At 59.2% G+C, this 9919-nt stretch carries 14 protein-coding genes; all 14 read left to right on the forward strand.

Features of this window, described 5'->3' with window-relative positions; all coding sequences use genetic code 11:
* The first annotated feature begins 5 nt into the window (after nucleotides 1-5).
* The 14 genes from AB4Z19_RS15490 (at nucleotide 6) to AB4Z19_RS15555 (ending at nucleotide 9914) form a co-directional block, all read left to right on the forward strand.
* The gene (locus AB4Z19_RS15490; protein ID WP_442035573.1) at nucleotides 6-767 is read left to right on the forward strand and encodes an ATP-binding protein; all 762 of its coding nucleotides are present in this window, start codon (nucleotides 6-8) and stop codon (nucleotides 765-767) included.
* A complete protein-coding gene (locus AB4Z19_RS15495; protein WP_441928265.1) occupies nucleotides 764-1138 on the forward strand; it encodes a hypothetical protein in 375 nt (124 codons plus the stop codon). Before AB4Z19_RS15490 ends, AB4Z19_RS15495 begins: the two co-directional genes overlap by 4 nt.
* Nucleotides 1138-2205 (forward strand): tyrosine-type recombinase/integrase, encoded by a 1068-nt coding sequence (locus AB4Z19_RS15500; RefSeq protein WP_441928267.1) that lies wholly within the window; start codon nucleotides 1138-1140, stop codon nucleotides 2203-2205. The genes AB4Z19_RS15495 and AB4Z19_RS15500 overlap by 1 nt, the downstream gene beginning before the upstream one ends.
* 94 nt (nucleotides 2206-2299) lie before the next feature.
* The gene (locus AB4Z19_RS15505) at nucleotides 2300-2794 is read left to right on the forward strand and encodes a hypothetical protein (RefSeq protein WP_441928269.1); all 495 of its coding nucleotides are present in this window, start codon (nucleotides 2300-2302) and stop codon (nucleotides 2792-2794) included.
* Nucleotides 2795-2930: 136 nt separating this feature from the next.
* Entirely contained in the window at nucleotides 2931-3095 is a 165-nt protein-coding gene (locus AB4Z19_RS15510) for a hypothetical protein (RefSeq protein WP_442035574.1), read from the forward strand.
* A 17-nt stretch (nucleotides 3096-3112) separates the two neighbouring features.
* Nucleotides 3113-3406 carry a hypothetical protein gene (locus AB4Z19_RS15515; protein ID WP_441928271.1) on the forward strand — a complete coding sequence of 98 codons (294 nt, stop codon included), beginning with the start codon at nucleotides 3113-3115 and terminating at the stop codon, nucleotides 3404-3406.
* Nucleotides 3407-3500: 94 nt separating this feature from the next.
* Nucleotides 3501-3701, forward strand: coding sequence for a hypothetical protein (locus AB4Z19_RS15520; RefSeq protein WP_441928273.1), 201 nt, complete (start codon nucleotides 3501-3503; stop codon nucleotides 3699-3701).
* Nucleotides 3698-4018 (forward strand): HNH endonuclease, encoded by a 321-nt coding sequence (locus AB4Z19_RS15525; protein WP_442035575.1) that lies wholly within the window; start codon nucleotides 3698-3700, stop codon nucleotides 4016-4018. The genes AB4Z19_RS15520 and AB4Z19_RS15525 overlap by 4 nt, the downstream gene beginning before the upstream one ends.
* A gap of 144 nt (nucleotides 4019-4162) precedes the next feature.
* Nucleotides 4163-4615 (forward strand): terminase small subunit, encoded by a 453-nt coding sequence (locus AB4Z19_RS15530; RefSeq protein WP_441928275.1) that lies wholly within the window; start codon nucleotides 4163-4165, stop codon nucleotides 4613-4615.
* The gene (locus AB4Z19_RS15535; protein WP_441928276.1) at nucleotides 4612-6282 is read left to right on the forward strand and encodes a terminase large subunit; all 1671 of its coding nucleotides are present in this window, start codon (nucleotides 4612-4614) and stop codon (nucleotides 6280-6282) included. Before AB4Z19_RS15530 ends, AB4Z19_RS15535 begins: the two co-directional genes overlap by 4 nt.
* Nucleotides 6283-7584 carry a phage portal protein gene (locus AB4Z19_RS15540; RefSeq protein WP_441928278.1) on the forward strand — a complete coding sequence of 434 codons (1302 nt, stop codon included), beginning with the start codon at nucleotides 6283-6285 and terminating at the stop codon, nucleotides 7582-7584. It abuts the gene before it with no gap.
* The gene (locus tag AB4Z19_RS15545; protein ID WP_441928280.1) at nucleotides 7553-8317 is read left to right on the forward strand and encodes a head maturation protease, ClpP-related; all 765 of its coding nucleotides are present in this window, start codon (nucleotides 7553-7555) and stop codon (nucleotides 8315-8317) included. The genes AB4Z19_RS15540 and AB4Z19_RS15545 overlap by 32 nt, the downstream gene beginning before the upstream one ends.
* 96 nt (nucleotides 8318-8413) lie before the next feature.
* Nucleotides 8414-9661 (forward strand): phage major capsid protein, encoded by a 1248-nt coding sequence (locus AB4Z19_RS15550; protein ID WP_441928282.1) that lies wholly within the window; start codon nucleotides 8414-8416, stop codon nucleotides 9659-9661.
* 58 nt (nucleotides 9662-9719) lie between these two features.
* Nucleotides 9720-9914 (forward strand): hypothetical protein, encoded by a 195-nt coding sequence (locus AB4Z19_RS15555; protein ID WP_441928284.1) that lies wholly within the window; start codon nucleotides 9720-9722, stop codon nucleotides 9912-9914.
* Nucleotides 9915-9919 lie beyond the last annotated feature (5 nt).

Below are 9919 nucleotides of genomic sequence, written 5' to 3' on the forward strand. Positions count from 1 at the left end.
GCGACATGCAAAAGGCAGGGGATTTTCTCGCCTCCGTAGCGGGGCGCATGAAGATGGTCAAAGGCAGCTGCGAAGAGCACGGTGAGGCTGATGTGCTGGTTCGTCTCGATCGCCCGGATTGGTATTGCCCGGTTTGCCTGGATCGGAAGACGAAGGAGGAAGAGGAAAATTACCTCAAGAACCAGCGAGTGGGGTGGATGCTGGAAGGCGCCAAGATTCCGAGCCGCTTCTTCGGGCAGCGATTCATGGTCCGCTCGGAAGAGCACGCGGCCGTCAAGCATCAGGTAGCCGCATTCCGCGACTTCGTTGTTCAGCAGGGCGGCTGGGCCTCGCTCGTACTCACCGGTATAACCGGAACCGGTAAGTCGTTGCTGGCGTGCGAACTTCTGGAGAGCATGATCAGGAAGCGTGCAGTGTCGGGGCGATATGTCACGGCTGGCGGCATGATTTCCGAAATTCAGGCCACGTACAGTTCTGATACGCGCAGCCAGGAAGAGGAGATTGCGAAGTTCAGCGCTTACGACCTGCTCATCGTGGACGAGGCCGATGCGATACCGCAGAAGGACGGCGCACCCAGCGCGAACGCGCTGCTTCTGATGAATGAGATATACAACCGCCGTTACAGTAACGGTCGCGCCACCGTTACGATCAGCAATCAGCTATTCGAGACTCTGAACCATTTTCTGGGTGATCGCATCTTTAGCCGCATTAACCAGAACATGTATCAGTGCGCGCACACCTGGGCAGACGAACGGAGGGCAGCATGAAGTCGGCCTGCGAAAGCGCGAACCTCGCTTTGGCCTCCCTCCTGGGTTGGACCGAGATCGTCGCTGTCGGCGACGGCATGCTGCTTGGCCGCCCGCCCAGCGGTGAGCCCGCATGCCGTGGTCAAGCCGCGGTGCCTGACTGGTGCGGCAGCTGGAATGCCTGCGGTCCTCTGATGGTCGAACACCGCTGCTTCCCGGAATTAGGACTGGTGGATCGTAACCTGATTTATGTGCAGCGCGACGGTAAGCCGCTTGGGCATCTCGTCGTCGGTGATTTCCCGAGCCTTGACCATGCCGTGCGCACTGCGGTGGTCTACGCCGTGATCATGCGGCTCAAGACTTTGGCGCAGCTGAAAGGAATGGTGGCCTGATGGGGGTGACGGTCTGGCGCCACAAGCTGAGCGCGGTCTTCCATTACCGGTTCCAGGTGAATGGCAAGCGCATTCAGCGTAGCACCCGACTTCGCCTTCGCGCACCAGCGGAAGATCTGGCCGCCAAAGAGTACGCAAATGCGCTCATCATCGCGAACGGCGGCCAGCCAATACCGACCCTCCGTGAGATGTTCGACCAGTGGACGGTCCTGCGCGCACCGGTCGCAAGCTGTCATCATCGGCGATCAGTCGATGTTGTCCGCCGCCTTCATTTATATGATCTGGGCGATAAACCGCTGAATCTGTTGACCACGGAGACAATCGAATCCGCCCGCAACAGGCACCTTGAGACTCATGCACCATCGACGGTCAATCACTGGTTGCGCGTGATCAAACTGGTCGTTAACTGGGCGGTCGCCCGCGAGATTCTTCCACGCCTGCCGTGGAAGGTGAAGATGATGAAAGTGCAGAAGAAGCCGCGGTCCATCATGCCAATGCAGGTCGTCACCGTCTGGTTGGCCGAAGTGGACGCGGCGGCCAGCAACAAGTCGATGGGGACGGCAATCCGCATGATGTTCGGCGCCGGTCTGCGCGAAGCAGAGGCCGCTGGCGCGCGCTGGGAATGGATGGACTGGGAGCGCGGCACTTACACCCCTGGCGAAACGAAAGGGCGGGAAGCCGTGCCGGTCCCGCTGCCGGCATGGCTGCTTGAACATCTGGCGCCACTGCGAAAAGACTCGGGACTGATCGCCCCTCGCGCGGATGGCAACCGCTTTGGCAGTGGGTTTGCCCGGCGCGTTATCCATATCGCGAACCAGAAAAGCAGCGTCAACGGCATTACGCCACACCGCCTGCGTGGCAGCTTTGCGACGCTGCTACTTGAAGCAGGAGCCACCTTACGCACCGTCCAGGAGGTCATGCGACACAAGAGCCCGCTGACCACGATGGAGTACATCGAGTCGAATATGGAGACGGTCGTGGCGGCGCAGCAACGTATCGCCGAAAAAACCGGAATGTTAAGGCGCGAAAGTGGCGCGATGCAGCAAAGCGAACTTAGTGAAACCTGAAACACATGATTATCAACAGTCATCAGACAAACGCATACGAGGCGCGTCCTGAAGCGTCCGAACATCTCACGAAAACTGCGGCAAAGGGAACCCTATGAAACGAGAAAAACTGACGCTGGCCTGGCGCGGCAACACGGCGCGCGTTCCTGAAGTGGTCTTCGTGGAGGAAGTGCCGGCGGCGGCGCCATCGGTGCGCGTAATCACGCCCACACTGCACGTCGTCCAGCACGCGGCCAACGTCGAGGAAGACCCAGTCGATTTGTGCTTGCAGATGTGGAAGTCATGGATGGCTACTGCGAATGACCGGGACTTGGGCGCGCAGACGATGCGCGGTCTAAGCGGGGAGGGAGACGGCCACGGTGTGGACGTGCATGACGCACAACGCGCCAGTGATATGCGCATGGCCGAGGCGACTGACGCGATGATCAGCAGCCTGTCGCGTATTCACGTTTGGGCCATCTATCGCGCCTGCAGCCTGGCGACGGTTTGGCGCTTCCCGAACGCAAATTGGGAAGATGTTGTGTGTGAGGCCCGCAACGAGCTTGAAAAAAAGTTGCGAAAAAATATTTGCACGGCGGTTTTGTTTTGATACTATTCGGGCACTGGGTGGTTTCGCTCGCCCAGAAAAAAGTAAGACCGCTCACTGTGCACCGATAGTCGCGGGAGCAAACCAAGCCACCATGAGGTGGCTTTTTTATTTTCCGCTGCTGAATCGTGAGGTCGCTATGACCAAGACGACGCATCCACCGAAGCACTTGGTGCGCGAATATTTGGAGCGTCGCACGCACCAGCAAGTTGAGCCGCCGCCGTCGCCTGAAGAGATTCGGCGCGAACTGGGATGGCACTTGCTGCCTGAGCTGCGTCAACCTGACCAGGTTGATCGAGATTGACCCTTCTGGAGATACACATGACCACGACCATGCGCGCGAAGCTGCAAGTAGGCTTTGTACAAGTACACACGCAACGCATCAACGCCGAGGGCAAATACGACCCGAACGCCGAGCCCACCAAGTCCATGGAAACGCTGCAGATGAACGCTGTTTGCGCGAAGTCCTACCCGGCTGATGGTAGCGATGAAGACAACACCTATGCGAAATGGAGCCCTGGCGCAAACCTGAGCATCAACATTGCCAACCCTGAGTTGTGGGATAAGTTCAAGGTTGGCGATAAGTTCTACGTTGACTTCACGCCGGCCGACTAGCTGACCGGTACAACCTGTCTCCTCACTTGGTGAACCGCCAAGTGTTTGCCGCCCTAGCGTTGCGCTTCGGCGGCTTTTCTTTTCGAGGTGTCGAATGACACAGCTCCGCCTTGATCACTATCGCGACATGATTATTCGTGCGGTCAAGGAAGGCGGCGTATCGCTCGATCTGCTGGCGGCGCACATGGACGATGCGGCTCAGGCAAAACAGATTTTGCAGGTCAAAGGGTATGGCAGCGCCTGGTCAAGCATGACCAGACTTGCGGCGCTCGTCCCGAATCGTGAACAGAAGTGAAACTGAAACGCCTCCAGCCGCGAATACAGGCGGTCAGTACCGCCCGCGTGCCCACCTTGCAGACTCAACCTGATCGGGTGGAGCGAAAGCGTGGACGCGCTGGCGTGCGAGAAAGACGTGCGATCAGAGAGCGCGATGCGGATCTCTGCGCTGAATGTATACGAATTGGTCGTCCCGGTCCTGGCTGGTTGGTGGATCACATCAAGCCGCTTTGGGATGGCGGTTCAGACGACGCTAGCAATAAACAGCTGCTGTGCAAAGAGCATCACGACGCCAAGACGGCGCGCGAGGCGGCGCAGCGCAATCGAGGCTACTGAGCCGCAAAAAGGGCACTGACGCAATCCTGGTCAGTCCTGATGGCTTCGCCGAGGCATGGGGGGGGGCAAAAGGCTACGCCGCCCCGGCGGACACCGCACTGTACCCCACGCGCAGATTTTATTCCCCCCTGGAGGGTTTTGTTAATGGCACTGACAGGCAAGAGACGCCGGTTTGCCGACGCCGTGTTGGCCGGCAAATCCCATAAGGAGGCCGCAATCGCCGCTGGGTACAGCGCGAAGACCGCCGGCCCGGCCGGATCGCGCCTGGTAAAGGAACCGCCGGTCGCGGCATACATTGCAGCGTGCCGCGCCGCTACCAAGGAATATCCGGTGCCGGCGCCGCCAAAACCGTTCGATCCGACCAACCCGGTTCTGTTCAGCGATCCAAAAGCATTTTTGACCGCTGCCATGAACGATGGCGAGTTGCCGGAGAAGCTGCGGGTGGAGGCGGCCAAGGCGTTGATGCCGTTCGTGCACCAGCGCAAAGGCGAGGGCGGCAAGAAAGAGGCGAAGAAGGACGCCGCCGCGAATGTGGCGACTGGACGGTTTGGCGCGCCACCACCACCTCCTCGACTGGTGGCGGGCGGTAAAAAATGAGTTTCAGCTGGACGACGTCCTGCCCCGATTGGGAGCGCAGGATTGTCGCACGCGAGACGCTCACGCCTTGCCCGCCGCTGTACCCGGACCAAGCCGCAGCCGCGTGGGCGATATTCGCCGAGCTGCGGATGGTGGACGCGCCGGGTAGCCCGAAGATGGGCGAGGTGGTCGAACTGTGGGTTCGCGAGTTCGTTGAGGCGATCTTTGGCGCGTACGACCCAGATACCGGCCGGCGTCTGATCAAGGAGTTCATGCTCCTGATCAGCAAGAAGAACGGCAAGTCCACCATCGCAGCTGGCATTATGCTGACGGCCCTGCTGATGAACTGGCGCCTGGAGGGTGAATACATCGTCCTGGCGCCAACCAAGGAGGTGGCGGATAACAGCTACAAGCCGATGGCAGCAATGATCCGCGCCGACGAGGAGCTGGAAGTGCTGTTGAAGGTGCAGGACCATATCCGCACCATCACGCACATGACCACGAACGCCACGCTGAAAGTGGTAGCTGCGGACGGCGAGACGGTCTCCGGTAAGAAGGCGATCGGCGTTTTCATCGATGAATTGTGGTTGTTCGGTAAGAATCCGCGCGCAGATGCAATGCTGCTTGAAGCGACAGGTGGCCTGGCGTCGCGCCCCGAGGGCTTCATCATTTACGCGACCACGCAGTCGGACGAGCCGCCCGCCGGCGCGTTTCTGAGTCGCCTGCTGTATGCGCGCGGCGTGCGGGACGGAAAGATCAACGATCCGGCCTTCTATCCGATTCTGTACGAATTCCCGAAGCACATGCTCGATGCTGACGCGCACCGGGACGCGAAGAATGCTTACGTGACGAATCCCAACATGGGCTTGTCGGTCGATGAGGAATTCATCGCACGCGGTTTCAGGCAAGCGCAGGAAAAAGGCGAAGCTGAATTCCGCGGCTTCCTCGCAAAGCACCTTAACGTGGAAATTGGTCTGGCCCTGCTATCAAACCGCTGGGCGGGCGCCGACTTTTGGGAGCAACAGGCCATCCCGGTCTTCACCCTGGAAGAGTTGATCGAACGGTCCGACGTGATCGATGTCGGTATCGACGGTGGCGGTCTGGATGACTTACTGGCGCTGACGGCCATTGGTCGGTGCCGAGAGACACGCCGCTGGCTGACCTGGGCGCGCGCATGGGCGCATCCCTCTGTTCTTGAGCGCCGCAAAGAAGTGGCTTCTCGCCTAATCGATTTCGCCAACGCCGGGCAACTGGTGCTGGTCAAGCGCATTGGCGACGACGTTGACGAGGTGGCCGCCCTCTGCGCTCAGATGGAAGAGTCGGGAAAGCTGGACAAGATTGGCGTGGACCCATCCGGGCTGGGCGGCATCCTCGACGGCTTGATCGAAGCGGGAATACCGGAAGAGAAGATCGTTGGTATCTCCCAGGGCTGGAAGATGACCGGTGCAATCAAAACAGCTGAACGCAAGCTGGCCGAAGGCGTGCTGGTGCATGGCGGCCAAGCACTACTCACCTGGAGCGTGGGGAATGCCCGCATCGAGCCGCGAGGCAATGGCGTGATCATCACCAAGCAGGCCAGCGGCTCGGCAAAGATCGACCCATTGATGGCCCTTTTGAATGCTGTATCGCTGATGGCGCTGAACCCTGAGTCCGAAGCCGCCCCAGAAATTATCGTACTGGACCTGTAAATGACCGCAAAGCTCCTCGACCTGACCGCTGCGCGCCATGAGTCTCGTGTCCTGAATGCATGGGTGGCTGGAGACGAAGGCCGATCCTCCCGCGTCGGCGTGCAGGCGTTTGGTGAAAATTCCACCCAGCAGCTCACGATGAGCGAACTGGCCAACCTGCTTGGCGCCGCGTATCGCTCCACCTCGGGGGCATCGGTGACTGAAGATACCGCAATGCGGGTGTCAACCGTGTACGGGTGTGTATCGCTGATTTCTGGCGCCATATCCTCTCTGCCGCTCGGAGTCTTTCAGAGAAATGGTTTCGAGCGTTCGGCAGTGGAGCACGATTATTGGTGGATGCTGAACGAGTTGGCTACAGATGGCTGGACGGCAGCCGATGCCTGGAGTCAGATGATCAGCTCAAAGCTGCTCACGGGCGATGCCCTGGGAGAGTGGATACGTCCGAGTCCTTACAGCAATCGCGTAATCGGATGGAAGCCATTGCTGCGTCAGGAGTGGCAGTCGTTCCGCAATCCGAACAATCGGTCCCAAGTGCTGTATCAAGTCACCCCGCTGGACGGCACCGGTTCATATGTGTTGGACAGGGCAGATGTAATCCACTTGACCAGTCCGGGCTATGACGGCTTGTGCAGTCCGTCACCGATCACGTATGCAGCAAGAGAAGCGGTGGGCAACGCGCTGTCAGCACAGGAATTCACCGGCAAGTTCTTCGCCGGCGGTGGCGCATTCGACTACGCGCTGAAGACCGCGGCCCGACTGGACAAAGCGCAGCTTGAGCAGCTGAAAGCTTCGCTCCTGGGGCGTGTGCAGAACGGCGGCCGCGGCCCACTGATTCTGACAGGCGGCCTTGAGCCGGCGCAGTTGTCCGTGAACGCCAAGGATGCTGAAGTGCTGGCGACTCGCCTGTTCACGGTGGAAGAAATCTGCGCCATTCTCGGCGTTCCGCCGCACATGATTGGCCACACCAGCAAATCTACCTCGTTCGGCACCGGCATCGAGCAGCAGTCAACCGCCTTTGTCCGCTACACACTGCAGCGGCACATGACACCGATCAAGCAAGAGCTGAACGCGAAGCTATGGCCGGTACGTCAGAAATACTTCGTGGAGCACGTTACCGACGCGCTGATCGCGGCAGACATGAAGGCGCGATACGAATCCTATCGCATTGCTCTCGGTCGCGCAGGCGAGATGCCATTTATGTCGGTGGACGAAGTCCGGGCCAAGGAAAACCTGGCGCCAGACGCCAATTTGCAAATGAATGGAGGCACGAATGCCAAAGCAACTGATCCAACTGCTGGCTAATAACAAAGCCCGTCCCGCCAAGCTGCCGCAGTCGCGGATCGAAGCAAGTGCCGATGGTTCTGATACGACCATCTATTTGTATGACGCCATCGTGGCTGACGACATCACTGCCGAATGGTGGGGCGGCGTGTCGGCGGAAACCCTTGTGCCGCAAATCCGAGGAATCAAGTCCGGAACGGTCCATTTGCGCATTAACTCGCCCGGCGGCGATGTTTTTGCCGCTCAGACGATCGCGCAAGCAATCAAGGACACCGGCGCCAAGGTTATCGCCCATATCGACGGCTATGCGGCGTCGGCCGCAACCGTGATTGCCGTTGCAGCTGACGAGTCGGAGATGGCAGATGGTGCCTTTTTCATGATCCATAACGCCTGGACCTTTGCGATGGGTAATGCCTCGGATATGAAGGCCTGCGCTGAGTTGCTGGACAAGGTCGATGGCGTGCTAGCTGCGCAATACGCGAAGAAATCAGGAATGGCCATCGACGACGTGAAGGCAGCCATGGATGTTGAAACCTGGTACACGGCTGACGAAGCGGTCAAGAACGGTTTGGTGGACAAAGTGGCGGAAGGCTCCAAGGCGAAGAATCAAGGCCAATGGAATCTGGCGGCTTATGCCAAGGCACCCAAAATCGCGCCGGAAGCAAACGACGAAACAAACACCAACCTGGCCACTGAAGAACATCGCGCCCGCCAGCAACAGCGCATTGCGCTGATGGCGCGCGTTACCCCTTAGTTGACGCTCTCGCGCCACTAAACCGACCGCCCTAGAGGCGGTTTTTTTATGCCCCGTAACCGGGCCGCGAGAGCGGACCCTGATAGAAAGGACTTTATGAGCAAGCTTGCCCTACTGCGCGAACAGCGCGATGTTCTGGCCAAACAGATTCACGAACTGAACGCCAAGACGCCAAGCGACAAACGCATGTCGTCGGAGGATGCGGAAAAGATCGACAAGATCCTGGACGAAGTCGCCAAGGTCGATGCAGAGATCGCCCGTGAGCAGAAGGTTACCCAGCTCGCCGGTCAGACTGAAGAAGCAATGCGCAACGACCACACCGTCGATCCATCCAAGCAATCGGATGAATCGAAAGCGCTACGCGCCTTCCTCGCCGGCGGTGTCATGAACATGGGCGAAGCGGATCGCCAGCGCATGCACGCGCGCCAGAACGCCGATATCCGTGCCGCCATGTCCACCACCACCACGACCGAGGGTGGCTACACCACGGCGCTGGAATACCAGCACAAGCTGGAGTCGGCAATGAAGGCGTATGGCGGCATGCGCGGCGTGGCCACCAATATCCGCACCGGCACCGGTATCACCATGAACTTCCCGACGTCCGATGCCACGTCGGAAATCGGTGAAATCGTCGGCCAGAACTCCGCTGTCACCGGCCTGGATACTACGTTTGGTAACATCACCCTGGACGTTTACAAATACTCGTCCAAGAAGATCGCGCTGCCATTCGAACTGGTGCAGGACTCGTTTATCGATATCGAAGCCTATATCCAGTCCGTGTTGGCGATGCGCCTCGGTCGTATCCAGAATACCCATTACACCGTTGGCACCGGTACCGGTCAGCCGCGCGGCCTGGTCACCGCTGCTGGTTCCGGCAAGGTCGGCACTACCGGCCAGACCACCAGTGTGATCTATGACGACCTGGTAGATCTGGAGCACTCCGTAGACCCCGCGTACCGCAATCAGGCGGGCGTCGGCTACATGATGCACGACACCACCGTGAAGGCAATCCGCAAGATCAAAGACGGCCAGAATCGCCCGATCTTCGTGCCTGGTTACGAAGCCAACGCGATGATCAATGGCGGCGCGCCGGATACCCTGATGGGCCGTCCGATCGCCATCAATCAGGACATGCCAGTGATGGCTGCCAATGCCAAATCGATCCTGTTTGGTCAGTTCAACAAATACATCGTCCGTGACGTGATGGATCTGACCATGTTCCGCATGACCGACTCGGCCTTCACCTTGCTGGGGCAGATCGGCTTTGTAGCCTTCATGCGCACTGGCGGCAACCTGATCGACGTGGGCGGCGCGGTGAAGTATTACGCCAATTCGGCCACCTAATCCACCCAAGACGGCCGGCGATTGCTCCGGCCGTTTTCCTCACACATAGGAGCAAAACATGGCAAAACCGAAAAACGCCCAGCCTGGTACCAAGGTGCGCGCCCGCGTGCTGGTCGATGGTGCTTTCGGCAAGGTCAACGACGTGGTCGAAGTCGATGCCGAGCAGCTCGACTCTTTGACCGGCGTGGTTGATGCTGACGAGGCCGCCGTGGCCTATGCCGAATCGCTGGCCAAGCCAGCAGACATCGTTTAACCACA

It is taken from the genome of Pseudoduganella sp. RAF19, assembly GCF_052114165.1.
Lineage (GTDB): Bacteria > Pseudomonadota > Gammaproteobacteria > Burkholderiales > Burkholderiaceae_D > Rugamonas.